Source organism: Kribbella sp. NPDC026596 (genome assembly GCF_040638415.1).
Classification (GTDB): Bacteria; Actinomycetota; Actinomycetes; order Propionibacteriales; family Kribbellaceae; genus Kribbella.
In genome coordinates this window covers 141762-165902 of sequence record NZ_JBEZYF010000002.1, presented here as the reverse complement: position 1 = coordinate 165902, position 24141 = coordinate 141762, and the positions used below count along the sequence as shown (strand labels likewise).

The following is a 24141-nucleotide window of genomic DNA, read 5'->3' as shown; positions in this document are numbered from 1 at the left end:
CAGTAGTCTGTTGGGCATGACTAGTCAGGTGGCGATTCTCGGGGCCGGTGTGATGGGGGAGACGTTGCTGTCCGGGCTGATTCGGGCCGGGCGGCGACCGGAGGAGCTCCTGATCACCGAGCGCCGGGAGGAGCGTGCCGCCGAGCTGCGGGAGCGGTACGGCGTCGACGTCGTGTCCAACGTGGACGCGGCGACCAAGGCGGAGACCCTGGTCCTGGTGGTGAAGCCGCAGGACATGGGCGACCTGCTCGCCGAGATCGCCCCGGCGGTCCGCGCGTCGCAGACCGTGGTTTCGCTGGCCGCGGGGATCACCACCAGCTTCGTCGAGTCCCGGTTGCCGGAGGGTGTGGCCGTCGTCCGCGTCATGCCGAACACGCCGGCGCTGGTCGACGAGGGCATGGCCGCGATCTCCCGCGGTGCGCACTGCGACGAGAGCCACCTCGAGCTGGCCGAGGGCCTGCTGGCCGCGACCGGTCGGGTCATCCGGGTGCCGGAGAAGCAGCAGGATGCGGTGACCGCGATCTCCGGTTCCGGTCCGGCGTACCTGTTCTTCGTGGTCGAGGCGATGATCGAGGCCGGCGTCCACATGGGCCTGCCCCGTGGCACCGCGTCGGAGCTCGTCGTCCAGACGGTCGTCGGCTCTGCGAAGCTGCTCCGGGAGACCGGTGAGCACCCGACCGTCCTGCGCGAGCGAGTGACCTCGCCAGGAGGTACGACGGCCGCCGCGATCCGGGAGTTGGAGGACCACAAGGTCCGCGCCGCGTTCCTCTCCGCCATCGAAGCCGCCCGCAACCGTTCGCGAGCCCTCGCAGCCGAATAACACCTCTCCACCAGCTGGCGTTATTGTTGGCGCCGCAGTTCCCCGCCGTGTTCAAGGGTTGACGTCCTCCCCATCGCGAAGGACGGGGATTCCAACCACTACGGAGGGGTAGCGAGTTGAGGTTCACGCTTCGGTGAGACCCGTACGGGCGTCTCTCGGCGTGCTCTGACGGCCCGCCCGGCCGCGATGTTGACGGCTGCATTCACGTCCGCGTTCGCCTGATGCACGCAGGCCACGCATCGGAACACCGCTTGGCTCTTGCGGTTCTCCGATGCGCAATGCCCACAGGCGCTACAGGTCAGCGACGTGTACGCAGGATTGATTTTCTCGACCCGTCCCGGCGCTTTGTGCTCCAGCCGGTTCACCAGATCTCCCCAGCCGTTGGCCAGAATGCCTCGGTTCAGACCCGCCTTGGCATTGCGACGATTCGGCAAGAACTTACCTGGTCGCCCCGGAGAGGGTTTGGGCTTCGGTCGCCTGGTCATTTGGGAAATGCGCAGGTCTTCAACCCGGACGACGTCGAAGCGTCGCGCTAGGTCGGTGCTGGTCTTCTCCACCCAGTCCTTGCGACGGTCGCGAGTCCGGCCGTGGAGCTTGGCGATCGCAGCTTGTATCTGTTGGCGCCGGCTGGATCCTCGACGGCAGCGGGCAAGGCGCCGCTGCAGGTGCATGAGTCGGTCTAGCTCGCGTTCCGACAGTCCGGGGCACAGCAGGAGCTCACCGGTGGACAGCGCAGCAGAGACGGTGACGCCGCGATCTACGCCGACGACTTCGCCTGTTCCCGGCGCTGGAATCGGCGGCGGGATAAGGGCGAACGCGAGGTGCCAGCGGCCGGCCCGGTCGCACGTGATGCGGTACGACTTCGCATCCGGTATGCCGCGGGATAGCCGGAACCGTACCCATCCGACCTTTGGCACCAGCACCCGCGCCCACCTGCGGTTGAGTTTTACGACCCGGGACGCCTGGCCACCGACAATGCGGAATCCCTCGTGTCTCCCGGCTTTCCGCCATGTCGGCCGTCGATGGGTCCGACTGTAGAAGTTCCTGACGGCTTGGTCGAAGTCCCGCAGGGCCTGCTGCTGCACGGTCTGCGACCCGGCCCGCAGCCAGTCGAACGCAGCTCGTGCCTCAGTCAGTCGCCGTGCCTGTTCGACGTACCCGGGCGTCGGTCTCTTGTCACGGGTCCACATTGACCACTGCTCAAGCGCGAGGTTCCATACGTACCGGGCATGTCTGCACTGCTCTAGCAGCCCAGCCTGCTGCGTGGGAGTCGGGTACAGCCGGAACCTGGACATGCCGTCTACCCAATCAGCCGGCACCGACAGCCTCCATTCTCCGAGAGCAGGGAGCAGTTGTTCCTGCCGTCCATGAACGACGGGGTTTCCCGCGACCGATCCCGAGGAGTCGACTATTGTCCCGCTCATGAGTAATCGTTCGGAGCAGGAGAGCCCCGAGCACATCAGCCCTGCTCCCGTGCGCTCCGCCCAGGTGCCGCCGCTGCCTTGGCGCGTGCCGTTGGATCCGGCGCCCTGGTGGGCGTGGGCGTTGTTCGTCGCGCCGTTCGTCGTGGTGCCGGCGCTGAACTCCTGGCTCTGGATGGGTGCGCGCGACATGCTCGCGGTCGGCCTGCTGACGATCATCGGCGCCTCGGTCGTCCGCGTTGCCGGCGGAGTGGTCCTCTACCGCGTGGAGCTGACCGAAACCGCGCTCAGAGCCCGCACGAGCATGCTGATCCGCAGCCTCGCCTGGCAGGACGTCGACAAGATCGAGATCGGCGACGACAACGTCGTCCTCAGCCGCGGCCAGGACGAGAGCGAGATCAACGGCATCCCCAAGGACCGCACGGCCGAGGTCGGCGCGGTGATGGAGGCCATTCGCGGGCAGGCCGCCGACGCACCGGTCCGCCGCCACCGCCCGCGCCCCGGCATCGGCGCCCTGCTCGTCCTGACCTACCTGATCCTCTCGATCGGCGCCTTCCTCCTCCGCTGGCACATCGTCGTCTAGACCCAGGGTCCTTCGCCGGTGACCCGGTGGACGGTGATCCGGGCGATCATGCCGGTGTCCCAGATGCCTTCGCCGAAAGGGAATTCGGGTACGCCGAGGTAGCGCCGCGACATCCGGTCCATCAACGCCTTGTAGTCCGCCGGGATCCCCGGTCCGTCGAGCTTCGCCGTACCGCGGACGACCAGGTACTGCGTGATGCCGCGAGAGCTCACCTGGTCGTCCTGGACCAGCAGCGTCACGCGCGGATCGCGGAGCAGGTTGCGGGCCTTGCGGTGCGGTCGCTGGATGCCGAGCAGGAGCTCGTCGCCGTCGCGATCGGCCCAGACGAGCGAGGCCTGCGGTGAGCCGTCGGGGTCGAGCGTGACGACGGTGACGTCCTTGGGCTCGGTGAAGAGTCGATGGGTGCTTTCGGGAAGGCCGCTCATGGCAAGGGACGGTAGCCAGCGCCGTGGGAACCGCTGGGTACCCTGGTCAGCCGTGGATGGTTTGGATCCCGGCAACGTCTTCCTCGCCGACTGCCCGGCGCGCCTGGCGGTCGAAGTGATCGCGGACAAGTGGGCCGTGGTCGTCCTGTGGGGCCTCAACGAAGGCCCGCGGCGGCACTCGGAGCTGATCACGCTGATCGGCGGCATCTCGAAGAAGGTGCTCACCCAGACCCTGCGCAGACTCCAGGCGAACGGCCTAACCACGCGCACGGAGTACGGCGGTGTCCCACCCCGCGTCGAGTACGAGCTGACCGACCTCGGCCGGACCCTGATGGGCCCGATCCGGATGCTCACCATGTGGGCAGAGGAGAACGGCGAAGCGGTGCTGGAGGCCCAAGAGAGAGGATGACCGTCATGGACTTCTCTTTGTGGCCCGCGGCATCCAGGAACTGGTCGGAAGTGCTCGAAGGAGCCGAGTACGCCGAACGCACCGGATGGCACGGCGTCTGGATAGCAGATCACTTCATGCAGAACGGCGACGACCTGTCCGTGCCCGTCAACGAAGCTTTCGCGCTGCTGGCCGGGATCGTCGCCCGGACCGAGCGGGTCCGGGTCGGCTCGATGGTGCTCGGCAACACCTACCGGCATCCCGCGGTCGTCGCGAACGCGGCGGCGACGATCGACCAGATGAGTGACGGCCGGTTCGTGCTCGGGATCGGCGCCGGCTGGCAGGTGAACGAACATGAGGTCTACGGCATCGAGCTGCCGCCGGTCCGCGAGCGGCTGGCCCGGTTCGAGGAAGCCTGCCAGGTGATCACGGGCCTGCTCACCCAGGACCGTACGACCTTCGACGGCACCTACTACCAGCTCACCGGCGCCCCGCTCGAGCCGAAGCCGGCCCACCTGCCGATCATGATCGGCGCCGCCGGCGAGAAGGTTGCTCTCGGCATCGTTGCGAAGTACGCCGACGAGTGGAACCACTGGGGTGACCCGGCGCTGGCCGCGCAGAAGGGCGAGGTCTTCGCCGCGCATTGCGAGCGCCTCGGCCGCGACCCGAAGTCGGTACGCCGGTCCGCGCAGACGATGCTGGAGGTCGTCGTACCGGGTGACACCGAGGCGATCGAGCGCAAGGAGCGGCTCGAGAGCCGTGGCGGGCACGTGATCATGGGGTCGGCGCAGGAGGTGCTCGACAAGGTCGCGCAGTACCCGGCGGCGGGAATCGACGAGCTGCTCGTACCCGACTCGTTCCTCGGCACCGGCAACCGCCGGTTCGACGCGTTGGAGCGCCTCCGCGAAGAGGTTTTCGCCAAGATCTAAAGCGAAAGCGTGGCCAGCACCGGCCAGTGGTCGCTGGGCAGCCGTCCGTCCGGGCGGTAGTGGGAGACGGCTGCCTCGACCACTGTCCACTCCGGGCTGACCAGGATGTGGTCGATGCGGTCGTCGTCCTCCGCGCCGGTGAAGTCGTGCCAGCTGCCGCCGGCCTCGATCGGTACGGCGAGGCGCAGGCCGGACTCGGTCAGCGTCTTGAGCGGCGGGGAGTTCGGCGTCGCGTTCAGGTCGCCCATCACGATCCACGGCAGTTCGCCGGCGGTCCAGCGCGCGATCAGCCGCGACGACTGCAGCTGGGCGACCTCGCCGGCGTGGTCGTAGTGTGTGTTCGCGACGGCGATCGTCGTACCGTTCTTGTGCCGGAGCCAGACCAAGGTCGCGATCCGGGTCAGGTCCGCGTCCCAGCCGACCGATCCCGGCGTCCCCGGGTCGTCGGACAGCCAGCGGGTCTCGTGCTTCTCGACCCGCCAGTCGCCGGGCCGGACCAGGACGACGGAGTGCTCACCAGCGCTCATTCCGTCGTCCCGGCCGACGCCGACGATCTCGTGTTTCGGGAACCGCCAGCGCAGGTACTCGAGCTGGTCGGGCAGCACTTCCTGCAGCCCGACCACGTCTGCGTCCAGGAGCTCGATCGCCGCCACTGCCGCGTTCCGCCGGACCGGCCAGGCGTTGTCGCCGTCGGGTGCGGAGGAGTTGCGGATGTTGAACGTGGCGACGCGAATCTTCATGGTGCCGATCCTGCCAAACCCATGGCGCGCACCGCTGCCCGGAGTTGGGGTTCGCTCGTCTCGATGGCCCGATCGCGGCCCTGCGCGAGCAGGTTGTCGATCGCGCCCGGGTCGATCGCGAGCCGCGCGTACTCCTTCTGCAGCGGCTCGATCACGGCCAGGACCGCGTCCGCGACGTCCTGCTTCAACGAACCGTACGACGAGTACGCGTCCGCCAGCCGGACCGGATCGCCGTCGGTGCAGGCGGCCAGGATCTCGAGCAGGTTGGTGACTCCGGGCTTGGCCGCCTCGTCGTGCCGGACCTCGTTGTCGGAGTCGGTGACCGCGCGCATGATCTGCCGGCGGATCACATCCGGCGGGTCGAGCAGCCGGATCGTCCCGATCGCTTCGTCGGCGTCGGATTTGCTCATCTTGCTGGTCGGGTTGGCCAGATCCTTGACCCGGGTCGCGAACGCCGCCTTGGCGAGCTGCGGTACGACGAACGTCTCGCCGTACTCGCGGTTGAACCGGATCGCGACGTCACGGGCCAGCTCGACGTGCTGGTCCTGGTCGCCGCCGACCGGGACGCGTTCGGCGCCGTACAGCAGGATGTCCGCGGCCATCAGGCACGGGTACGTGAACAGGGAGGCCCGGGTCATCGGCCGGTCCTTGCCCTTCTCCTTGTACTGGATCATCCGGGACAGCTCCCCGACGTACGACGTACATTCCAGGAGATAGGCGAGTTGAGCGTGCGCGGGTACGTCGGACTGCACGAAGACCGTGCCCTCGGGAACGCCGGCCGCGAGCATCAGCGTCGCGAACTCCCGGGTCAGCGAGGCGAGCCGGCGCGGGTCGTGCTTGGTGGTCATCGCGTGCAGGTTCGCGACGAAGTAGAACCCGTCGGGGTCGGTGAACCGCCGCAGGGCGCCGAGGTGGTTGCCCAGCGTCAGCCGGCCGGACGGGGTGATACCGGATAGCGATGTCATGACTGTTCCTCTCGGTGAGTGTGGGCGCCCAGCCGAGAGAGGGCATCAAAAAGGCCGCCTCGGCGAGGCGGCCTCTTGGATGCGTGTGAACGCCGGGTGACCGCCCTAGGCGGCCCACCAGCTCTGCAACAAGTTCGTGTTCACACAGCCAGCGTATCTCATCGACCGGGGCGGTGGGGTGGGAAGGAATTCAACGCTGCGTCAGTGCCTGGACGATCAGTTCGTTGCGGGCGTCCTGACCGAGCGGCACCGTCGGGTGCACGCCGTCACGCAGGTAGTTGAGGAGCCGGTACGGCTTGACCCAGAGCCACTCGGCCCAGTGGATGATGCGCAGGTTCGGGTACTTCTCCTGGGCGTCGTACAGCTGCATGTTGAGCCAGGCGCTGTTGCGCTGGTCGGCGAGCTGCACGGTCGCGGTCTGGGCCGTGCGGACGGCCTGGAGGTTGACCCAGAACAGCGTCCGGTTCTGGCCTACGATGCTCATCGCCCGGTCGATCTGCGCCGCGAACTTCGGCGGGTCGAAGATGTCGTTCGATCCGCTCGCCATCAGGATCCGCTGCGGCAGGCCGTACGTCGTCGCCCACTGCTGCAGCACGTCGACCGCGGGAGAGGTGGGCCGGAGGGACCAGTTGTTCACGGCCAGCTGGCTGCCGTCGCGGTTCAGCAGCCGGATCGCCAGCGCCTTCCCGTCCTGGACGGAGATGCTGTCGCCGAACATGTACACGCCGTTGGTCTCGCGGACGCGCTGGATCTGCGCCGCGGTCGAAATGGCCCGGGTCGCGGTGGACCAGGAGCCGAGCGTGCCGGAGCCGTACAAACCGCCGGGCGTGGCGGTGCTGGTGTTGGTGGTGGCCGTCGCGGCCAGGGTCTGGACGGCCACGGTCGACGCGGCTACGGCCGCCCCTGCCGTGAAGATTTGCCGTCGATTGGGTTTCAACGTGCTCAAGCGCTTCCTCACGGGAAGGAACTGTGCGGTCTGAGCATCGACCCGCGCAAGTCCGATTCTCACCATTTGCAGGAACCTGCAACGCGCTGGGGACAAGCCGGGGCAGAATACAGGACTAGACCGGGATTCGTAACCCTCCGCAATCGAATCGCAGTGGCTTTGGCGACATCCTGCAAATGTTGTAACGCCTTGCAGTCCTTGAGCGATGAAGCATCTGTCGGACCAGCGCCTGTGGTGACGGGCCGGCGCGGCTTCAGGAGGGGTGTCGCGCCGCCCGGATCCACATGCAGGTCCGGTCAAGGCTTCAGACGGGGTCATGCAGTCGGCACCGGACTGAAGTCAAGCAGTGGTCAACGCGGTGATCAGCGGGCCCGCCACCGCCATCACCTCGTCCGGGTCCGCATCCAGTCCGTCCAGCCGGACCAGGTGCCGCCCGATCACGAGCCCGAGTGTCAACGCTCCGATCACTCCGGACCGCAGTACGGCGTCCTCCCTGGGCAACTGTTCCGCCACCTGACGCTGCTGCGCCGTGATCGCGGACCGCACCTCGTCGGCCGCCTCGGGGTGACTGAACATCGCCCGCAACGCTGCCAGCGCCACAGCGGGATCGTCCGCGAGCTTCTGGGTGAGCCCGGCGGTCAACTGCTCTGCGATCTGCTCCGGCGAACCCTCGACCGGCCCGTCCGCGGGGATCGCCGCCGCCTGGGCGAACAGCTTCTCCTTCGACCCGAAGTACCGCATCACCAGGCCGGGATCGCTGCCGGCCGCCGTCGCGATCGCGCGGATCGTCGTCCGGTCGTACCCGTGTTCCCCGAACAACCGCCGCGCCGCCGCCAGGATCCGGGTCTCGGTCCGCTGCCGCTGTTCCACCCTCGTCGTCATCGGCTCAGTCTACGCATGTTGACTGAAGCGCGATGACCGGTCTACGGTTTCAGTCAACGTCCGTAGACTGAAATGAGGAGCCATGATTCACGTGATCGTGCTGACGTTCATGGCCGGGCTGATGGGCACGAACGGCATTCCGCACTTCGTTCAGGGCATCTCCGCCCGTGAGTACCCGAACCTGACCGGCAACTCACCGACGCGGAACGCGGTCGGCGGCCTGGGTGCGTTCGCGATCGCCGGCGCGCTGACCGCCTGGGCGCACGTCGGTTCGCATCCGTGGGCCGCGCTGATCGCGGCCGCTGCCGGCATCCTGGCGATGACCGTCTTCCATGCGCAGCGAGGCGCCTACCGACTGAGTGTCAGGTTTGGCAAACCACTTCCGGAGGTCTGACGGTTAAGGTCGGAGCATGGACGAGCGGAGCGAGTTCATCAACAAGCACAGCAGCAAAAGCTCATCCGCGCCCGGAGCGAAGCGAGGACGCGGATGAGCGGTGAGGCGATGTTGGTCTTTGACGATGGGTTGACGGCGTACGACTTCGGCCGCGGGCATCCGATGAGTCCGATCCGGGTGCAGCTCACGATCCGGCTGGCGAGTGCGCTCGGCATACTCGACGAGCTCAAGGTCGTGCCGGCGCCGACGGCCGATGATGCACTGCTGCAGACCGTGCATACCGCTGAGTACATCGCCGCGGTCAAACGGGCTGGTGAGGACCCGGACAGCACCGACCCGGCGCATGGTCTCGGCACCCAGGACACCTATTGCTTCCCGCGGATGCACGAGGTCTCCGCCCACATCGTCGGCGCGACCGTCGAGGCGGCTCGGGCGGTCTGGGAGGGCGACGTGCTGCACGCGGCGAACATCGCCGGCGGCCTGCACCACGCGATGCCGGACCGGGCCAGTGGTTTCTGCGTCTACAACGACCCCGCCATCGCGATCCAGTGGCTGCTCGACCACGGCGCCGAGCGGATCGCGTACGTCGACGTCGACGTGCACCATGGGGACGGCGTACAGACCGCGTTCTACAACGACCCGCGCGTACTCACGGTCAGCCTGCACGAGTCGCCGACCACGCTCTTCCCGGGCACCGGCAGCGCGGGGGAGACCGGTGGACCGGACGCCGAGGGTACGGCGGTCAACGTCGCGCTGCCGCCGGGCACGGGGGATGCCGGCTGGTTGCGGGCGTTCCATGCGATCGTCCCGGACGTGGTGAAGGCGTTCCGGCCGACCGTAATGGTGACGCAGCACGGCTGTGACTCACATGTCGAGGATCCCCTGGCGCACTTGACGAAAACGATCGACGGGCAGCGTGCGGCGTACCTGGCCTTGCATGATCTCGCCCATGAGGTAGCGGGCGGGAAGTGGATCGCTACGGGTGGTGGCGGGTACGCGATCATCGACGTCGTCCCGCGGGCCTGGAGTCACCTGCTCGCGATCGTCGCAGGCAATCCGATCGACCCGCTGACGCCGGTGCCGGAGGCGTGGCGCGAGGAGATCCAGGTCCGGTTCGCGCAGGTCGCGCCGTTGCGGATGACGGACGGCCGGGACGCGACGTACGTCGACTGGTCCAGCGGCTACAACCCCGACACCTGGCTGGACCGCGCAATCAAGGCGACACGCGACACCAGTTTCCCTCTTCTGGGTCTCGATCCTTCGTACTAAGGCCGGGTCTGATGGTCCCGCGCCTACTGCGCGGCACTCGGCACGGCACCTCGCCGCACGTGAGCAAAGGCCACGATGCTCCGCATCGAGACCTTCGCTCCCGCGCGCCGATGCACCGCACCGAGCACCTGCTCGCTACGGCGCGGGACCATCAGACCCGACCTGAGTCACACGAGTCCCCCTCTTTCCCATTCGTACCAACAGCCACTACGCTCGTTGCATGCACGGACGGAGGTGCCGGAGGGGAAGCCGGCGCACGATCCGTGCTGGAAGTGCGGTGCGCAATGGCATCAAAGAAGTCCGGTGGTGAGCAGCCGCTCGCCGAGGTGAAGTTCCTGACCGTGGCGGAGGTCGCCACGGCCATGCGCGTGTCCAAGATGACGGTGTACCGCTTGGTGCACTCCGGTGAGCTGCCCGCGGTGCGGGTGGGTCGTTCGTTCCGGGTGTCGGAGGACGCCGTGCACGACTACCTCAAGGGCGCGTTCTTTCAGGCCGGATAACCACGAGAAGCCGAGGCGGCCGGATCCCTCTGGGACCGGCCGCCTCGTCATGTCCCGGGCTGCTCGGGTAAGCCGGAGAGTGCTCGCAGCGCGGCGATCGCGCGCTGGATGGTTTCGTCGGGCAGGCCGTCCCACAGCTTGTGATGCGCCGCGGCGCTCGCGATCACGGCCTCCTCCGCGGCGGCCACTCCCTCGGTGGTGAGCCGGATCTGAGTGCCACGGCCGTCGTCCGGATCAGGCTCGCGGGCCACGAGTCCCCGCCGTACCAGCTGATTGACGACGTTGCTGGTGCCCCCGGACGACAGCAGCAGACTGCGGCTCAGATCCGACGGCTTCTGCCGGTACGGCGCTCCCGACCGGCGCAGCGCGACGATCACGTCGAACTCGGCCGCGGTCAGGCCGAGCTCCCGCAGCACCGGTCGAGTGGCCTGATCCAGGTCGTCGGCCAGCACCATCAGGCGCTTGGTCAGCTCGCTGGTCGGGTGCAGCGCGTCCGGCAGTTCCTGTTGCCAGGCCGCGAGGATCCCGTCTACCCGGTCACTCGTCATGGTTGACAGTCTAGGTTCCTTTGGTGATAGCTTTCCGTAAAGCTTTCTATTGAGGGGATTTTCCATGCGCATGCTGGTGCGAGGCGGCCTGGTGATCGACACCGCGCCGGAGGTGGTGGTCCGGCCGGACACCGACGTACTGATCGAGGACGGCCGGATCGCAGCGGTCGGATCCGGTCTGGTCGCTGACGACGCGGAGGTGATCGACGCGACCGGGCGGATCGTGCTGCCCGGCTTCGTCGACACCCATCGGCACGTCTGGCAGACCGCGCTGCGCGGGATCGGGACCGACGGTGACCTCGGGTATTACTTCGACCGCGTGATGCAGGCGCGCGGCACTCGGTATCGTGCGGAAGATGTTGCCGCGAGCAACCTTGTGGGTGCGTTGGAGTGCGTCGACGGCGGGATCACCACGGTGCAGGACTACTCGCACGTGCAGGGCTCCACCGAGTTCGCCGACGCTGCCGTCGACGCGCTCGACCGCAGCGGCATCCGGGCGGTCTTCGGGTTCGGCCCCTCGCCGCTGGCCGGCGGTGCGGTGGATTCCGACGGCCTGCGCCACGTTCTCGGCCGTGTCTCCGGCCGGATCACGGTCGCGGTCGCGTCGCTCGGTCCGGCGTACGCGCCCTTCGAGTACGTCGAAGCCGACTGGACGCTGGCCGCGGAGCTCGGTCTGCCGGTCGTGACCCACATCGACAGCAGCGAGCTCACCCCCACGCCGATCGCCAAGCTACGGGAGGCGGGACTGTTGCGGCCGGACACCCTGTACGTGCACTGCAACAACCTGCCCGAATCCGAGCTGAAATTGATCGCCGACTCCGGTGCGTCCGTCTCGGTCGCGCCCGCGGTCGAGTCGCGGTTGGAGATGGGCGAGCCGGTCGCCGCACGGCTGCGAGCCGCGGGGGTTGGTGTCAGTCTCGGGATCGACACCGTGACGAGCTCTCCGGGCGACATGTTCAGTGTCATGCAGCAGGTGCTTGCCCTGGGCCACCGATCCTTCACGGCGGCCGAGGTGCTCCAGCTGGCGACCGTCGCCGGTGCCCGTGCGCTCGGCCTGACCGACGTCGGATCGCTTGCCATCGGCAACCAGGCCGACCTGATCGTGCTGCGCAGTACGGATCTGAATCTGGCCGGTGGCCTCCAGGATCCGGTCGCCACCGTGGTCACCTTAGGGCACCCGGGCAACGTGGAGACCGTCCTGGTCGGTGGTACGCCGGTCAAGCGCGACGGTCAGGTGGTGAGTACGTCGCTGCCCGCCGCGCTCGATGCCCTCGCGGAATCGACCGCCTACCTCACCGCTTGAGCAGTTCCCTGATGGCCGCGGAGACCTCGGCGGGTGACTCCTCGGCCAGGAAGTGACCGGAGTCCGTGGTCTCGTGATGAAGGTCGGTGGCCCACGCTTTCCAGCGGGCCGCGGCGTCGAAGCCGAGCGCGGCGCCCCAGTCCTGCTGGATCACCGTCACCGGCATCCGCAACTTATTGCCCTTGGCAAGATCGCTCTGGTCGTGGCTGACGTCGATCGTGGCCGAGGCGCGGTAGTCCGCGACGATCGACGGAACCGCTGACCGGCAGGCGTCCAGGTAGGCGGTTCGGATGTCGGCAGGGATCGCGTCCTTGCCCCAGCTGTCCAGGAAGTGGCCGAAGAAGGTGTCTGGTGCGGCAGCGATCAGCTCTTCGGGCAGGCCGGGCGGTTGGGCCATCAAGTAGAGGTGGAAGCCGACCGCGGCGCTGGTCCCGTGCATGACCTCCCACATGTCCAGCGTCGGCAGGACGTCGAGGCACATCAGGTGAGTGATGGTGTCCGGGTGATCGAGTCCGGCGCGGAAGGCGACCAGGGCGCCCCGATCGTGCCCGGCGAGAGCGAAGGTCGGGTGCCCGAGTTCGCGGGCGACGGCGACGATGTCGGCGGCCATAGTGCGTTTGGAGTAGCCATCTGCGGGCTTGTCGCTGGCGCCGTACCCGCGGAGGTCCGGGCAGATGACGGTGTGGTCGGCGGCCAGGTCCGCGGCGACATGCCGCCACATCACGTGGGTCTGCGGGAAGCCGTGCAGCAGGACGATCGGCGTACCGGAGCCGGCGACGGCGACGTTGAGCTTCACATCACCAGCGCCGGTCACGCGGAGGTACTCGAACCCATTGATCTTCATACCGGCCAGCCTCGTCGGTCCGGATGAGCAACGGATGAGCGCTACCGTGGCCGAGTGGAATTCGGGGTGCTCGGGCCGGTCGTGGCCTGGGACGATGCCGGCCGGCCGGTGGCGTTGAAGGGGCCGCGGCATCGGGCGGTGCTGGCGCGGTTGATCGTGGCGCGCGGTCGCGTCGTACCGGCGACTCTGCTCGTGGACGAGTTGTGGATCGATCCGCCGGACGGCGCCTTGAGCGCGGTACGGACGTTCGTGGCGGCGTTGCGGCGAGCGTTGGAGCCGGAGCGGGCACCGCGTGCACCTGCCCAGTTGCTGGTTACCGAAGGCCCTGGTTATGCCTTGCGGACGGACGCCGTCGACGCGTGGCGGTTCGAGGAGGCGGTGCGGAGCGCAGCGCAGCCGGGGGAGTTGGTGAAGGCTCTGACGTTGTGGCGCGGGCCGGCGTACGCCGAGTTTGCCGAGGAGGGCTGGGCTCAGGGGGAGCGCTCACGGCTCACCGAGTTGCGGCTGGGTGCTGTGGAGCGAGTGGCGGAGACTCGGCTGGCGTTGGGGTTGGCGGCTGAGGCTGTGCCTGAGCTGGACGCACATGTGACCGAGCATCCGTGGCGTGAGGACGCATGGCGGTTGCTGGCGTTGGCGCTCTACCGGAGTGGTCGGCAGGGCGACGCTCTCGCCGTACTGCGTCGTGCTCGGGCGATGCTGGTCGGTCAGCTCGGTGTAGATCCCGGTACGGCGCTCAGCCGGTTGGAAACCGACATCCTCAACCAGGCTTCGCATCTGTCCGCCGGAAACGTGTGGGCTGAGACAGCTGCGGTGTACGACCGGACTGTCGGAGCCCGGACCCGGTTGGAGTCCACGGTTGGACTGCTCCGGAGCCTCGCGGTGACCGGTGGACTCGAGGCGGCACGTCGGCAGCGGCTCGCAACCATCAGCGCAGCCGAGGAACTAGGCGATCCCGACCTGACCGCGCGAGTCATCGGGGCGTACGACGTACCCGCAATCTGGACGCGGTCCGACGATGAAACCCACGCCGCCGCGGTAGTCGCGGCAGCCCAACGAGCCTTGCCGACGCAGCAACACCCCAAGGCCCGGGCCCGGCTCCTCGCGACCATCGCACTCGAGTCACGCGGCGTACGAGCTCCCCAGGCCGCCCTCGAAGCCGAAGGTCTCGCCCGCGGATTGGACGACCCCGCGCTGCTCGCCTTCGCCCTCAACGCCCGCTTCATGCAGACCTGCGACCGCGCCGGCCTGGCCCCCGACCGCGACGCCATCGGCGCCGAGCTCATCACCCTCTCCCAGCGCCACGAGCTCACCACCTACGAGGTCCTCGGCCACCTCATCCGGCTGCAGTCCGCGTGCGCCCGGGCCGACCACGCCGCTGCCGACCACCACGCCGCGGCGGCCGATGCCCTTGCCGTCAGCCATGAACTCCCGCTGGTCGCTGTCTTCACCCGCTGGTACGCCGCCCTGCGCGAGGACACCACAGAGTCCTACCGCGCCGCCGCCACGCTCCTGGACACCGCCGGCATGCCGGGTCTGCAGGAAGGCCTACTTGCACTCGCGTTGGCCTGCCGATCCATCCGCCTCCACCAGCCCCTCCCGGTCGCGGACTACGGCCCGCACGACCCGTGGATCCGCCCGCTCCTTCTCGCGGACGCGAGCGAAGCCGTCGCAGCCCTCCAAGCCGCACCGGATCCACCGCCCGGCCTGCTACTGGAGGCTCACTGGGCTCTGATCGCCCACGCCGCCCGGCAACTCGGCGAGACCCACATCCTCAAACGTGCTCAGACCGCCCTCACCCCCGCGTCCACCGAACACGCAGGAGCCGCCTCCGGCCTGCTAACCCTCGGCCCGATCTCCAACTACCTCTAGGTGCTAGAGGTCGTCCGGGGAGCCGGTCTCGGTCTTGCGGTCGGCGGCTGTGCGGAGCTCGTGGTGGGACTGGTGGGCCGTCGTGCGGTAGGCCTCTTCGTACGCCGCGATCGCACCGGCGAGTCCGGATCCGCGGCCACGGCGTTTGGCCCAGGACGCGAACCAGGTGAGTGCCGCTAGTACGACGACGAGTCCGCCGAGGAATAGCACGTACGCCATTCCCACAAGCTACCTGGTGAGTGATAGCTCCAGCTGGGCCAAGATGCGGTCCGCACTCTGCTGGAAGGCGATCGCGACGCTGGATGCGTTCACCCGTGGGCGGGCGTGGTTCGGGGTCGGGATCGGCTGGGAAGGCGACGAGGCGCAGGCGATGGGGATCCCGCTCGGGCCGACGAAGGAACGATTCGAGCAATTGGAGGAGTTGCTGGACATCGCGGATCGGATGTTCGCCGGCGACAGTTCGCCGTACGACGGTCACTTCCAGCTGGCCGGGCCGATCTGCAGCCCGCGGCCGGCCGTGCGTCCGCCGGTGCTGATCGGTGGCACGGGCGAGCAGAAGACGCTGCTGATGGTGGCGCGGCGCGCGGACGCGTGCAACCTGTTCGACCTGCCCGACGGTGGTACGACGGTCCGCCGCAAACTCGACGTACTCCGCAAGCACTGCGAGGACACCGGCCGTGCGTACGCCGAGATCGAAAAGACGTTGTCCACTCGCCTCACCCCCGACGACACCGTCGCCACTTTCGTTGAACGTTGCCAAGAGCAAGCATCCTGGGGAGTCGACCATGCGATCGTGATCCGCTCCGGCCCGTGGACCCCGGAATCGGTGCGGATCCTCACCGCCGCGGTCCCGGAGGTTGCCGGTTTCTGACTCCCAGGGACCTCCCAGGTTGCTCTCAGCGCCGTCGCAGTCCGGGCGATGAGGATGGAGTCATCGACCCGAGGAGGAACTCATGATGCCGATCAAGATCGTGAAAACCGTTGCCGTAGGCACCATCGCCGGCCTGGGCCTGGCCGCCGTAGCCTTCACCCCCGCCGCCTACGCCACCACCACCAAGCAGACCACAACTCCCCACCTGGCCGTCCTCACCGACAAGATCGTCCAAATCCCCGTCCGCAAAGCCGCCTGACCGCCTTCGGCTTCGGCGCGTCGACAGGTTTCGGTCAGTTTGTGCGTCGGGCTCGGGCGGCGAGGGAGTAGGGGACGCCTCGGCTGTCCGGCTCTTCGAAGCGTTCGAGGGTGAGGTCGGGGGTGAGGAACGCGTTCAGGTAGTCGGCGAGAGGGACGTGGCGCATGCCGACGTGGCGGCGGATGCCGTCGCCCCAGTACGGGGACTCTTCGTGCCAGCCCGCTTGGCGGTAGGAGGGGTGGACGAGCCGGCTGTCGTCCTCGTTCCAGACGACGTGCGGGCCGTTGAAACACGGATGAACGCCGTACACGACTAGAACGCCGTTCGGCCGGAGTACTCGCGTCGCCTCGCGGACGACCTTGGCGAAGTCGTCCACATCGGTCGAGATCCACATCACCATCGCGGTATCGAAGGAGGCATCGGCGAACGGGAGTACGCCGGCGTCCGCGACCATCAGCGGTCCGTCGGTGCGGCTGCGGGCCAGCCGGAGTTGGTCGGCGGAGAAGTCCAGGCCGACGACGCTGCGGCCGCTCGACCGGATCGTCTCGAAGTTGCGCCCAGTACCGCAGCCGATGTCCAGGCACGGCCCGGATCCTGGCCCGAGAAGGTCGAGCAGGCCGGGTTGGTGATCGTCCTGACCGGCCACGTACCGTGCGTCGTACCAGTCGGCGAGTCCGTCGTAGCGGGCCGTCGTATCTGTCGTCATCGCGCCTCCCCAGGTCGTTCCCCACCCTAGGCCGTGTCTGGTGGTCCCGCGCCTACTGCGCGGCACTCGGCACGGCACCTCGCCGCACTGGAGCAAAGGCCACGATGAACCCACATCGAGGCCTTCACTCCAGCACGCCGAGTTACCGCACCGAGCACCTGCTCGCTACGGCGCGGGATCACCAGACACGACCTCCAAAGGACTGCTTTAGGTTGAGCGCGTGACCTGCAGGTAAGCTTTGCCGACGTTCTCTTTGAGTTTGGATGGTCAACTGTGGGTTCGGTAATCAAGAAGCGCCGCAAGCGTATGGCGAAGAAGAAGCACCGCAAGCTGCTGAAGAAGACGCGGGTGCAGCGCCGCAAGCTCGGCAAGTAGCCAGTTTTCGCCGCGCCGGCGATCGGCGCGGTCAGCTGTGGGGTTGCTGTCTGGCTGGGGGTCTCTCGTGGCACAGGTGGTGATGGTGACCGGCGTCTCCCGGGACGCCGGCGCTCGCTGTGCGCGCAGGCTGGCCGACGATCCGTCGATCGGTACCGTGCTCGGCATCGACGTGGTGCCACCGCGCGCCGAGCTGGGCCGGGTCCGGTTCGTCCGGGCTGACATCCGCAACCCCGTGATCGCCAAGGTGATCGCTGCCGAGGGCGTCGACACGGTGGTCCACACTGGCGTCGTGGCGACCCCGGGCAGCGCCGGCGGCCGGTCGTCGATGAAGGAGATCAACGTCATCGGCACCATGCAGCTGCTCGCCGCGTGCCAGAAGGCGCCCGGCCTGGCCAAGCTGGTGGTGAAGTCGTCGACCACGGTGTACGGCGCTGGTCCGCGCGACCCGGCCATGTTCACCGAGGAGATGGCGCCGCGGGCGATCCATCAGACCGGGCTGAGCAAGGACGCCGTCGAGGTCGAGGGGTACGTGCGCGGGTTTGCCCGGCGCCGCCCCGACGTCTGCGTCAGTACGCTCCGGATGGCGAACTGGATCGGCCCCAAGACCGTCTCCCCGATCACCCGCTACTTCGCGATGCCCGTCGTACCGACCGTCCTGGGGTACGACGCCCGCCTGCAGTTCCTGCACGAGGACGACGGCATCGCGGCCATCCTTCACGCCACCGTGAACGACCTCCCGGGCACGTTCAATCTGGCCGGCGACGGCGTCCTCGCGCTGTCCCAGGCGATCCGCCGGCTCGGCCGGCCGACGCTGCGGTTCCCGTCGTTCACCGCGGCCAGTACGGCGGCCGCCGTACGACGCGCGCGGCTCGCGGACTTCTCGCCGGATCAGATCACCTTCCTGACCTACGGACGGGCGGTGGACACGACGCGGATGCGGACGGAGTTCGGGTTCGAACCGGGGTACACGACGGCGGCGGCGTTCGACGACTTCCGGAGCTCGCTGGGGCCGGGCGCGGTCACGCGGATGTCGGGGTTGCTGTCGGCGGGGCTGGGAGCGATTCGTGGCTGACGCCGACGTGATTCCGATCGGCGCGGGCGGACGCCCGGGTCGCGGTTCAGGGCGCCGTACGACGCCTTCCGCCGCGGCTCGCGCGCTCGCCGGGCAGTCCGGTGCTGCCGGTGCGAAGAAAAAGGCCCGCCCTGCCGCGGGCAAGCGGGAAGATGCTGCGAAGCCGGGGGCCGCTGAGCGACTGGCTGAGCCGGCCGAGATCCAGCTCGACACCACGCCGGGCGACGTCCAGATCCCGAGTGCCGGGGCGGGATTCGACTTCGCGGGGCTCGAGCGGGTGGTGCGCGAACTCTTCGGGGAGGACGGAGAGCGGCGGGTCGCGCAGTGGCTGGCGTTCCTGCGGCGGCGGTTGACCGGGGTCTACGAGGTCGACGAGTTCGGGTACGACCCGGATCTGACCGATCAGGTGCTGCTGCCGGTGCTACGGCCGCTGGCCGAGAAGTGGTTCCGGGTCGAGGTGCGCGGGGTGGAGAACGTCCCGTCCGACGGCGGCGCGCTGATCGTCGCGAACCACTCGGGGACGATGCCGCTGGACGGGCTCGTCACCCAACTGATCGTCGCGGATCACGCCCATCGGCCGTTGCGGACGCTGGCCGCGGATCTGGTGTTCCAGACGCCGTTCGTGGGTGAGCTCGCGCGTAAGGGTGGCGCGACGCTGGCTAGCAACGACGACGCCGAGCGGCTGCTCGGGCGCGGTGATCTGGTCGGGGTGTGGCCGGAGGGTTTCAAGGGGATCGGGAAGCCGTTCTCCGAGCGGTACAAGCTGCAGCGCTTCGGCCGGGGTGGTTTCGTCAGCGCCGCGATGCGGACCGGCGTACCGATCGTCCCGTGCTCGATCGTCGGCGCCGAGGAGATCTATCCGCTGGTCGGCAACATCGCGTCCCTGGCCCGCCTGCTGGGTGTCCCGTACATCCCCATCACGCCGTTCTTCCCCCTGCTCGGACCCCTCGGCCTGATCCCGCTCCCGTCGAAGTGGCTGATCGAGTTCGGCGAGCCCATCCGCACCGACGACTTCCCCGACGGCGCCGCCGACGACCCCATGCTCGTCTTCAACGTCACCGACCAGGTCCGCGAAACCATCCAGCAAACCCTCTACACCCTCCTCATGCAACGGCGAAGCGTCTTCTTCTAGCCGCGCCGCGTCAGCCGAGCTCTCCGACTTCTAGTTGGAGTTCGACGATCCAGTGGGATTCGTCCTCGCCGTCTGCTTCTAGGTAGTGCTCGCGCCAGCGGGGGGCCTCGAGGATCTGGTGATGGCCATTGGCTTCGGCCCAGCGCGCGAGGGTCTGGTAGGCCGTGGCGATGCCGGACATCGGGCCCTGGTGAATCGTCGAAGCCACCTCGGCAGCGGGGAGGCTGTACGTCGCCAGCCCGGGCACCGAGTCGGCGGGTACGGCGTACCCGGCCGTGACCTGGACCTCCGCGTCACCGGCGCTCGACACGTAGTGGGCAACCGGCGTGGTCCGATCGGCCGTGACGGCTTCCATCCGCTCGATCACCTGGCCGAACAAGCTGTAGACGACGGCGCCGGTGCTGAGCCGGCTAGCGTCGGCGGCAGTCGCCGAGAGGGCAGCAAGGGTCAGAGCATCGACCTGCTTGGTTTCGATCTGTGCGGTCACCTGGGTCTCCTGTTTGATCAGTCGGAGACGCGCCGTCACCCGGTCGAGTGCGTGCCGGTCGTGCCGCATCCGGCGTTCGAACTCGGCCTGCCGCAGCCGCAGCATGCCCTGCAACTGGGCCGGCTCCACGCCTTCGCCGAGCAGTACGCCGACCTCGTCCAAGCTGAAGCCGAGCCCCTTGAGGGCGATCAGCCGGTTGAGCACAGGCAACTGCGCCACGTCGTACGAGCGTCGCCCACTGGACGGATCGACGTCGGCGGGCTCGAGGAGGCCGATGGCGTCGTAGTGCCGCAGCATGCGCGTCGACACACCACCGAGGCGAGCGAATTCTCCGATGTTCACCATGACCCCCTCACCGTTGCAGTTGACACTGTGTCAACTGCAAGACGAAGCCCGGCGCAGGGTCTGCGCCGGGCTTCGTGGTGTCAGGAACCTACTTCCACGGTGGAAGGAGGGTCTGGATGAGTCCCGGGACGTTGATGATCGGCGTGCTGGGCAGGCTCAGTGTTGGAAAGGGCCAGGGCCAGGACGGGGTGCCGGGGGTGGGGAGGGAGGGGACCACCGTCGGAGTCGTCGAGTTCGACGATGTCGGCGGGGTCTTGAGGCTCGGCGGGGGAGTGTTGGATTCCTGCACGATCGTCGTGTTCGGCAGCTGGGATGGTGAGGTGCTCGGCTTCGTCGATACGCCGGGGGTCGGAGCCGTGGAGGGCTTGACCGACGGGTTGCCGTTGGCCGGGTCGCTCGGCTCCGTACCGACACTCGGACGGTTCGGCTGGCTGCCGCCCTTGCCCGACTTGGGTGCGTCGCACTTCGGGCAGGCGACGGTGGTGTGCTGGGCCAACTGCTCGATCGTGGCGAGTGCCTCGACGCCGGACTTCAGCGACTCCGGCGGGAGTTTCGGCGCGAGCTCACCAAGAGCCTGGCGGGCGTTCGTGATGAAGGTCGTGATCGCCGTGATCGAACTCTCGTCGCCGTCCTGCTGGTACGACGCGACCAGTCGGGACACACCCTTGCGGGCCTGCACCGAGAAGTCGTCAAGCGTGCTGTTGATCGTGCCGACAGCACCGCCGGAATCGGCGAGCTGCTGGACCTCGGACAATCGGGTCATCGCGTGTTCGAGATCGCGCCGGCCCCGGGAGTCGTCGCCGACGCTCACGTTGGTCGAGACGTTCTCGATGCTGCGCTTCATCCCGTACAAGGTGTCGCCGGGCATCGCCTGCTGAGCGGCGGCGGCAGAACCGATGCCACCTCCGAGCAGGACGAGCGCGGCGGTACTGGCCACGAGCCGGATGCGCCGGCCGTGACGATGACGGATATCTGTCACGGACGCGTCGACGTCCTCGCCACCCGGCGGGTCGTCGGAGCTGTCCGGTGTGCTGCGCACCACCGTCGGAGTCGTCGCCGCCGCGCGGGCGGCCGCCTGCTCGAGCAGGCGGTGCCGTAGCTCGGCACTGAACTCCGGACGTGGTGCCACTGCGCCGGCGGTCCTCAGCCGTCCGACGAGTTCAACACACTCCACAAGCTCCGGGTCATCGCTGTGTCGCGAAGAGTGACGGGGCCCGTGATCGACGGCGTGCGCGAATGTCTCCGCGCGCGCTCGAGCCCTGTGTAGGTCACTCATGAGTTCTCGTTCTCCTCAATGGCCAGCCGGGGTCACCGACAGGTCCTCACCAGGCAAACGAGGAAACTCCCTGACGGGTTACGAAAGACATTCGTTGTCATCCTCCTCACCTCAAGTCCTTGGGGATAACCTTCGCCAAGTGCCGTACGGCCCTCAGTTGCAGTTGCTTGACGGCGCCTTCGGACTTCTCCAGCGCCTTGGCCGTTTCCGCGATCGACAAACCGGCGAAGAACCGCATCGTCAGGCAGTCGCGCTGCTCGTCGGGCAAGCTCGCGACGGCGTCCCGCAGCACCTCGGCGGTGGCGGCGGCCAGGACGTCGACCTCCGGCCCCTCGGTCTGCCGGTCGTGCGTCTCGATCTCGTCCGTGACCACTTCCAGCCGGACCCGGCCGGACTTGTAGTGGTCGGTGATCAGGTTCCGGGCGATCGTCACCAGCCAGGCGCCGAAGTCCCGGCCCTGCCAGCGGAACGAGTCCAGCGCGCGGAGCGCCCGGACGAAGGTCTCGCTGGTCAGGTCCTCCGCGAGTGCCGATGACGACACCCGCGCGTAGATGTAGCGATAGACGGTGAGCGAGTACTCGTCGTACAGCTCACCGAAGGCACCGACGTCCCCGGCCTGGGCGCGATCGACGAGCTCTGCACGTCTCATCCCGTCCGGGCTTGGCTCCGGCGTCGTCAAGATTTCTCCCCGTTCAACTGACACGTCGTTTGACACATCCGCGAATGGCCACAGCGGCTGAGGCAGCACCGAGCGTTACCTGATATGCACTCGCTGTCAACAGTCTGAGGCGTGCCGCCTTCCATTCGGTCCGAACGTCTGCGAATGCGCCAGCGGACTGCCCCCGCGAAGCGGCGCAGCCTGCTGTCGGGGTTCATCGCGCATGGTCACCCCACGCGGACCGGCTTCTGCAGTGTGAGGTTCAGCAGAATCGGACCCACGAGTTCACTTGTATATCTGTCGTCACGCTCTGCTGCAACCGTTCCAGCGTGCCGGTTGATCTCGGACGGCACCCGCCGCATGACAGACTCACCTGGTGAACTTGAATTTCGCGGACATTCTTCGTGACACAGCGCAACGTCACGGCGAACGTCTGGCGCTGGTCGACGGGAATCGGCGGCTGACCTGGGGCGAGCTCGACCAGGCCGTCGACCGGGCCGCGCAAGGGTTCGCCGCGGCCGGCCTGGTGCCTGGCTACCGGGTGGTCCTACTGGTTGCCAACAGCATCGAATTCGTCACGTCCTACTGGGGGATTCTGCGCGCCGGACTGGTTGCCGTACCGCTGAACACCGGCCTCACCACGCCCGAGATCGCGACCGTCGCGGAGCATTCCGGAGCACGGATCGCGGTCGCCGACGCCGATCTCGCGGACAAGATCGAGGGGATTCGAACGGTCGCGCCCGGCGAGCTCGTCGGTAACGCTCCGTTACTTCCGTCGATCGACCCAGAGACCCTCGCGGTTCTGCTCTATACGTCGGGAACCAGTGGCGATCCGCGCGCCGCGATGCTCACCCATCGGGCACTTGCCGCCAACGTGCGGAATCTTTCCGAGCTCGGCGAAGACCGGATGGGGCCTGAGGACGTCGTCCTGGGCGTCCTGCCGATGTTCCACGCGTTCGGCCTGAACGCCGTGCTGGGATGGACCGTCGCCACCGGCGCGGCCCTGATCATCGACCGGCGGTTCGACCCCGCGCACACCATCGACCTGATCCGCCAGTACGGCGTGACGCGGCTGCCGCTCGCCCCGCCGGCGCTCCACGCGCTCGTGGCCCGGCCGGATCTGCGCGAGGCGCTGCGGACCGTCAAGGTCGTCCTGACCGGCGCGTCGGCCCTGGATCGTGCGCTCGCGGATCGCTTCGAGCAGGCCAGCGGTCTGTTCGTGCACCAGGGCTACGGCCTGACCGAGGCGTCCCCAGGTGTCACCACGACACTGGGCGAGGCCGAGCCGAAGCCCGGTTCGGTCGGCCGCGCACTGCCGAACGTCGAGCTCCGGATCGCCGACGAACAGGGCGAGGACGTCGAGGGCGACGACCCCGGCGAGATCCTGATCCGCGGCGGCAATCTGTTCTCCGGCTACTGGCCGGACGGTGTGGACGGCCCCGACGCGAACGGCTGGTACCGCACCGGCGACGTCGGCTTCCTCGACCCCGACGGCGACCTCTTCCTGGTCGACCGCCTGCGCGAGCTGATCATCGTGTCCGGCTTCAACGTCTTCCCGAGCGAGGTCGAGGATGTGCTCGTCGGTGCTCCCGGCATTCAGGAGGCCGCGGTCATCGGCGTACCGTCCGAGGAGACGGGCGAGGCCGTGAAGGCGTTCGTCGTACCGAAGGCGGATACGACCGTGGACGTCGCAGCAGTCCGGGAGTATGCCGGGACGCGGCTGGCCCGGTTCAAGAGTCCGGTCGAGATCGAGGTCGTCGACCAATTGCCGCACTCGGTGACCGGCAAGGTCGCCAAGGGCCGGCTCCGGGAGCCCCCCCGATGAGCCGCGTCACGCTGTACGGCAAACCCGGCTGTCATCTCTGCGACGACGCCCGCGTGGTCGTCCAGGCGGTCTGCGCCGAGCTCGGAGTGGACTGGACCGAGGTCGACATCACTCAGGATGACCGCCTGTTCACGGAGTACGGCGAGCAGATCCCGGTCACCTTCGTGGACGGGAAGCAGCACGATTTCTGGCGGGTGGACCCGGTCAGGCTCCGGAAGGCCCTCGCCGGTTAGTGCTCTCGGTCACGCCGTGGTCCGCCGATTTTGTTCTCACGTTCACAAGCTCCTAGAGTAAGAAGCGGCCGCC

Annotated in this window: 29 protein-coding genes; 16 read left to right on the top strand and 13 right to left on the bottom strand. The window is 68.1% G+C overall.

Annotated elements, in window-relative coordinates; translation table 11 throughout:
* Positions 1–16: 16 nt before the first annotated feature.
* Positions 17–820 carry a pyrroline-5-carboxylate reductase gene (gene proC, locus AB0E63_RS02345; RefSeq protein ID WP_360360049.1) on the top strand — a complete coding sequence of 268 codons (804 nt, stop codon included), beginning with the start codon at positions 17–19 and terminating at the stop codon, positions 818–820.
* 98 nt (positions 821–918) lie between these two features.
* Here the strand turns inward: proC and AB0E63_RS02340 are convergent, their stop codons facing one another.
* Entirely contained in the window at positions 919–2115 is a 1197-nt protein-coding gene (locus tag AB0E63_RS02340) for a transposase (RefSeq protein ID WP_360360046.1), read from the bottom strand.
* Positions 2116–2242: 127 nt separating this feature from the next.
* On the opposite strand from AB0E63_RS02340, the gene AB0E63_RS02335 reads away from it, so the two are divergent.
* Positions 2243–2824: a hypothetical protein gene (locus AB0E63_RS02335; protein WP_360360043.1), complete on the top strand. Its 582-nt coding sequence runs from the start codon at positions 2243–2245 to the stop codon at positions 2822–2824.
* Here AB0E63_RS02335 and AB0E63_RS02330 read toward each other — a convergent pair.
* Positions 2821–3249 carry a TIGR03618 family F420-dependent PPOX class oxidoreductase gene (locus AB0E63_RS02330; protein ID WP_360360040.1) on the bottom strand — a complete coding sequence of 143 codons (429 nt, stop codon included), beginning with the start codon at positions 3247–3249 and terminating at the stop codon, positions 2821–2823. The two genes, AB0E63_RS02335 and AB0E63_RS02330, sit on opposite strands and share 4 nt — an antisense overlap.
* Before the next feature lie 52 nt (positions 3250–3301).
* Between AB0E63_RS02330 and AB0E63_RS02325 the strand changes: the two genes are divergently transcribed.
* Together AB0E63_RS02325 and AB0E63_RS02320 are read left to right on the top strand one after the other, a co-directional pair.
* Positions 3302–3658, top strand: coding sequence for a helix-turn-helix domain-containing protein (locus AB0E63_RS02325; RefSeq protein WP_360360037.1), 357 nt, complete (start codon positions 3302–3304; stop codon positions 3656–3658).
* A gap of 5 nt (positions 3659–3663) precedes the next feature.
* Positions 3664–4566 carry a TIGR03560 family F420-dependent LLM class oxidoreductase gene (locus tag AB0E63_RS02320; RefSeq protein WP_360360034.1) on the top strand — a complete coding sequence of 301 codons (903 nt, stop codon included), beginning with the start codon at positions 3664–3666 and terminating at the stop codon, positions 4564–4566.
* Here the strand turns inward: AB0E63_RS02320 and AB0E63_RS02315 are convergent.
* The 4 genes from AB0E63_RS02315 to AB0E63_RS02300 all read right to left on the bottom strand — a co-directional run bounded on the left by AB0E63_RS02315 (position 4563) and on the right by AB0E63_RS02300 (position 8099).
* The gene (locus AB0E63_RS02315) at positions 4563–5306 is read right to left on the bottom strand and encodes an endonuclease/exonuclease/phosphatase family protein (RefSeq protein WP_360360032.1); all 744 of its coding nucleotides are present in this window, start codon (positions 5304–5306) and stop codon (positions 4563–4565) included. The genes AB0E63_RS02320 and AB0E63_RS02315 overlap by 4 nt on opposite strands.
* Complete coding sequence (trpS, locus tag AB0E63_RS02310; RefSeq protein WP_360360029.1) at positions 5303–6271, bottom strand: tryptophan--tRNA ligase; 969 nt, start codon at positions 6269–6271, stop codon at positions 5303–5305. The genes AB0E63_RS02315 and trpS overlap by 4 nt, the downstream gene beginning before the upstream one ends.
* A gap of 190 nt (positions 6272–6461) precedes the next feature.
* On the bottom strand, positions 6462–7229 hold the full coding sequence (locus AB0E63_RS02305) for a hypothetical protein (RefSeq protein WP_360360026.1): 768 nt from the start codon (positions 7227–7229) through the stop codon (positions 6462–6464).
* A 327-nt stretch (positions 7230–7556) separates the two neighbouring features.
* On the bottom strand, positions 7557–8099 hold the full coding sequence (locus tag AB0E63_RS02300) for a TetR family transcriptional regulator (RefSeq protein ID WP_360360023.1): 543 nt from the start codon (positions 8097–8099) through the stop codon (positions 7557–7559).
* Between the two features lie 82 nt (positions 8100–8181).
* Here AB0E63_RS02300 and AB0E63_RS02295 point away from each other — a divergent pair, with 82 nt between their 5' ends.
* The 3 genes from AB0E63_RS02295 to AB0E63_RS02285 all read left to right on the top strand — a co-directional run bounded on the left by AB0E63_RS02295 (position 8182) and on the right by AB0E63_RS02285 (position 10262).
* A complete protein-coding gene (locus tag AB0E63_RS02295; RefSeq protein ID WP_360360020.1) occupies positions 8182–8493 on the top strand; it encodes a hypothetical protein in 312 nt (103 codons plus the stop codon).
* A 93-nt stretch (positions 8494–8586) separates the two neighbouring features.
* The gene (locus tag AB0E63_RS02290) at positions 8587–9762 is read left to right on the top strand and encodes an acetoin utilization protein AcuC (protein ID WP_360360017.1); all 1176 of its coding nucleotides are present in this window, start codon (positions 8587–8589) and stop codon (positions 9760–9762) included.
* 284 nt (positions 9763–10046) lie between these two features.
* The gene (locus AB0E63_RS02285; RefSeq protein ID WP_012923942.1) at positions 10047–10262 is read left to right on the top strand and encodes a helix-turn-helix domain-containing protein; all 216 of its coding nucleotides are present in this window, start codon (positions 10047–10049) and stop codon (positions 10260–10262) included.
* 47 nt (positions 10263–10309) lie between these two features.
* Here AB0E63_RS02285 and AB0E63_RS02280 read toward each other — a convergent pair whose 3' ends face one another.
* Positions 10310–10810: a MarR family transcriptional regulator gene (locus AB0E63_RS02280; protein ID WP_360360014.1), complete on the bottom strand. Its 501-nt coding sequence runs from the start codon at positions 10808–10810 to the stop codon at positions 10310–10312.
* 64 nt (positions 10811–10874) lie between these two features.
* Here AB0E63_RS02280 and AB0E63_RS02275 point away from each other — a divergent pair, with 64 nt between their 5' ends.
* Complete coding sequence (locus AB0E63_RS02275) at positions 10875–12113, top strand: amidohydrolase family protein (RefSeq protein ID WP_360360011.1); 1239 nt, start codon at positions 10875–10877, stop codon at positions 12111–12113.
* On the opposite strand, the gene AB0E63_RS02270 is transcribed toward AB0E63_RS02275, so the two are convergent.
* Positions 12103–12957 (bottom strand): alpha/beta hydrolase, encoded by an 855-nt coding sequence (locus tag AB0E63_RS02270; RefSeq protein WP_360360009.1) that lies wholly within the window; start codon positions 12955–12957, stop codon positions 12103–12105. The two genes, AB0E63_RS02275 and AB0E63_RS02270, sit on opposite strands and share 11 nt — an antisense overlap.
* A gap of 54 nt (positions 12958–13011) precedes the next feature.
* On the opposite strand from AB0E63_RS02270, the gene AB0E63_RS02265 reads away from it, so the two are divergent.
* A complete protein-coding gene (locus tag AB0E63_RS02265; protein ID WP_360360007.1) occupies positions 13012–14826 on the top strand; it encodes a BTAD domain-containing putative transcriptional regulator in 1815 nt (604 codons plus the stop codon).
* Positions 14827–14829: 3 nt separating this feature from the next.
* Here AB0E63_RS02265 and AB0E63_RS02260 read toward each other — a convergent pair whose 3' ends face one another.
* Positions 14830–15045, bottom strand: coding sequence for a hypothetical protein (locus tag AB0E63_RS02260; protein ID WP_360360004.1), 216 nt, complete (start codon positions 15043–15045; stop codon positions 14830–14832).
* A gap of 16 nt (positions 15046–15061) precedes the next feature.
* Between AB0E63_RS02260 and AB0E63_RS02255 the strand changes: the two genes are divergently transcribed.
* Together AB0E63_RS02255 and AB0E63_RS02250 are read left to right on the top strand one after the other, a co-directional pair.
* Positions 15062–15697, top strand: coding sequence for an LLM class flavin-dependent oxidoreductase (locus AB0E63_RS02255; RefSeq protein WP_360360001.1), 636 nt, complete (start codon positions 15062–15064; stop codon positions 15695–15697).
* 82 nt (positions 15698–15779) lie between these two features.
* On the top strand, positions 15780–15956 hold the full coding sequence (locus AB0E63_RS02250; protein WP_360359998.1) for a hypothetical protein: 177 nt from the start codon (positions 15780–15782) through the stop codon (positions 15954–15956).
* A 34-nt stretch (positions 15957–15990) separates the two neighbouring features.
* On the opposite strand, the gene AB0E63_RS02245 is transcribed toward AB0E63_RS02250, so the two are convergent.
* A complete protein-coding gene (locus AB0E63_RS02245) occupies positions 15991–16662 on the bottom strand; it encodes a class I SAM-dependent methyltransferase (protein ID WP_360359995.1) in 672 nt (223 codons plus the stop codon).
* Positions 16663–16935: 273 nt separating this feature from the next.
* On the opposite strand from AB0E63_RS02245, the gene AB0E63_RS02240 reads away from it, so the two are divergent.
* The 3 genes from AB0E63_RS02240 to AB0E63_RS02230 all read left to right on the top strand — a co-directional run bounded on the left by AB0E63_RS02240 (position 16936) and on the right by AB0E63_RS02230 (position 19244).
* Positions 16936–17037: an AURKAIP1/COX24 domain-containing protein gene (locus AB0E63_RS02240; RefSeq protein WP_008356322.1), complete on the top strand. Its 102-nt coding sequence runs from the start codon at positions 16936–16938 to the stop codon at positions 17035–17037.
* A gap of 82 nt (positions 17038–17119) precedes the next feature.
* Positions 17120–18112: an NAD-dependent epimerase/dehydratase family protein gene (locus AB0E63_RS02235; protein WP_360360312.1), complete on the top strand. Its 993-nt coding sequence runs from the start codon at positions 17120–17122 to the stop codon at positions 18110–18112.
* Positions 18105–19244, top strand: coding sequence for a lysophospholipid acyltransferase family protein (locus tag AB0E63_RS02230; protein WP_360359992.1), 1140 nt, complete (start codon positions 18105–18107; stop codon positions 19242–19244). The genes AB0E63_RS02235 and AB0E63_RS02230 overlap by 8 nt, the downstream gene beginning before the upstream one ends.
* Positions 19245–19254: 10 nt before the next feature.
* On the opposite strand, the gene AB0E63_RS02225 is transcribed toward AB0E63_RS02230, so the two are convergent.
* From AB0E63_RS02225 to AB0E63_RS02215, 3 genes are all read right to left on the bottom strand, one after another.
* On the bottom strand, positions 19255–20076 hold the full coding sequence (locus tag AB0E63_RS02225) for a MerR family transcriptional regulator (RefSeq protein WP_360359989.1): 822 nt from the start codon (positions 20074–20076) through the stop codon (positions 19255–19257).
* 88 nt (positions 20077–20164) lie between these two features.
* Entirely contained in the window at positions 20165–21205 is a 1041-nt protein-coding gene (locus AB0E63_RS02220) for a DUF5667 domain-containing protein (RefSeq protein WP_360359987.1), read from the bottom strand.
* A 253-nt stretch (positions 21206–21458) separates the two neighbouring features.
* Positions 21459–22001, bottom strand: a complete 543-nt coding sequence (locus AB0E63_RS02215; protein WP_360359984.1) for a sigma-70 family RNA polymerase sigma factor — start codon at positions 21999–22001, stop codon at positions 21459–21461.
* Between the two features lie 385 nt (positions 22002–22386).
* Here AB0E63_RS02215 and AB0E63_RS02210 point away from each other — a divergent pair, with 385 nt between their 5' ends.
* Both AB0E63_RS02210 and AB0E63_RS02205 read left to right on the top strand, forming a co-directional pair.
* Positions 22387–23835 carry an AMP-binding protein gene (locus AB0E63_RS02210; RefSeq protein WP_360359981.1) on the top strand — a complete coding sequence of 483 codons (1449 nt, stop codon included), beginning with the start codon at positions 22387–22389 and terminating at the stop codon, positions 23833–23835.
* A complete protein-coding gene (locus tag AB0E63_RS02205) occupies positions 23832–24068 on the top strand; it encodes a glutaredoxin family protein (RefSeq protein WP_360359978.1) in 237 nt (78 codons plus the stop codon). Before AB0E63_RS02210 ends, AB0E63_RS02205 begins: the two co-directional genes overlap by 4 nt.
* Positions 24069–24141 lie beyond the last annotated feature (73 nt).

What these genes read in the sequence shown, in the direction of transcription:
- AB0E63_RS02290 (WP_360360017.1), top strand. Translation starts at nt 8,587, where the DNA reads ATGAGCGGTGAGGCGATGTTGGTCTTTGACGATGGGTTGACGGCGTAC.
- AB0E63_RS02300 (WP_360360023.1), bottom strand. Translation starts at nt 8,099, where the DNA reads ATGACGACGAGGGTGGAACAGCGGCAGCGGACCGAGACCCGGATCCTG.
- AB0E63_RS02245 (WP_360359995.1), bottom strand. Translation starts at nt 16,662, where the DNA reads ATGACGACAGATACGACGGCCCGCTACGACGGACTCGCCGACTGGTAC.
- AB0E63_RS02250 (WP_360359998.1), top strand. Translation starts at nt 15,780, where the DNA reads ATGATGCCGATCAAGATCGTGAAAACCGTTGCCGTAGGCACCATCGCC.
- AB0E63_RS02330 (WP_360360040.1), bottom strand. Translation starts at nt 3,249, where the DNA reads ATGAGCGGCCTTCCCGAAAGCACCCATCGACTCTTCACCGAGCCCAAG.
- AB0E63_RS02320 (WP_360360034.1), top strand. Translation starts at nt 3,664, where the DNA reads ATGGACTTCTCTTTGTGGCCCGCGGCATCCAGGAACTGGTCGGAAGTG.
- AB0E63_RS02215 (WP_360359984.1), bottom strand. Translation starts at nt 22,001, where the DNA reads ATGAGACGTGCAGAGCTCGTCGATCGCGCCCAGGCCGGGGACGTCGGT.
- AB0E63_RS02340 (WP_360360046.1), bottom strand. Translation starts at nt 2,115, where the DNA reads ATGTCCAGGTTCCGGCTGTACCCGACTCCCACGCAGCAGGCTGGGCTG.
- AB0E63_RS02280 (WP_360360014.1), bottom strand. Translation starts at nt 10,810, where the DNA reads ATGACGAGTGACCGGGTAGACGGGATCCTCGCGGCCTGGCAACAGGAA.
- AB0E63_RS02235 (WP_360360312.1), top strand. Translation starts at nt 17,120, where the DNA reads ATGGTGACCGGCGTCTCCCGGGACGCCGGCGCTCGCTGTGCGCGCAGG.
- AB0E63_RS02260 (WP_360360004.1), bottom strand. Translation starts at nt 15,045, where the DNA reads ATGGCGTACGTGCTATTCCTCGGCGGACTCGTCGTCGTACTAGCGGCA.
- AB0E63_RS02205 (WP_360359978.1), top strand. Translation starts at nt 23,832, where the DNA reads ATGAGCCGCGTCACGCTGTACGGCAAACCCGGCTGTCATCTCTGCGAC.
- AB0E63_RS02295 (WP_360360020.1), top strand. Translation starts at nt 8,182, where the DNA reads ATGATTCACGTGATCGTGCTGACGTTCATGGCCGGGCTGATGGGCACG.
- AB0E63_RS02315 (WP_360360032.1), bottom strand. Translation starts at nt 5,306, where the DNA reads ATGAAGATTCGCGTCGCCACGTTCAACATCCGCAACTCCTCCGCACCC.
- proC (WP_360360049.1), top strand. Translation starts at nt 17, where the DNA reads ATGACTAGTCAGGTGGCGATTCTCGGGGCCGGTGTGATGGGGGAGACG.
- AB0E63_RS02275 (WP_360360011.1), top strand. Translation starts at nt 10,875, where the DNA reads ATGCGCATGCTGGTGCGAGGCGGCCTGGTGATCGACACCGCGCCGGAG.
- trpS (WP_360360029.1), bottom strand. Translation starts at nt 6,271, where the DNA reads ATGACATCGCTATCCGGTATCACCCCGTCCGGCCGGCTGACGCTGGGC.
- AB0E63_RS02225 (WP_360359989.1), bottom strand. Translation starts at nt 20,076, where the DNA reads ATGGTGAACATCGGAGAATTCGCTCGCCTCGGTGGTGTGTCGACGCGC.
- AB0E63_RS02285 (WP_012923942.1), top strand. Translation starts at nt 10,047, where the DNA reads ATGGCATCAAAGAAGTCCGGTGGTGAGCAGCCGCTCGCCGAGGTGAAG.
- AB0E63_RS02270 (WP_360360009.1), bottom strand. Translation starts at nt 12,957, where the DNA reads ATGAAGATCAATGGGTTCGAGTACCTCCGCGTGACCGGCGCTGGTGAT.
- AB0E63_RS02335 (WP_360360043.1), top strand. Translation starts at nt 2,243, where the DNA reads ATGAGTAATCGTTCGGAGCAGGAGAGCCCCGAGCACATCAGCCCTGCT.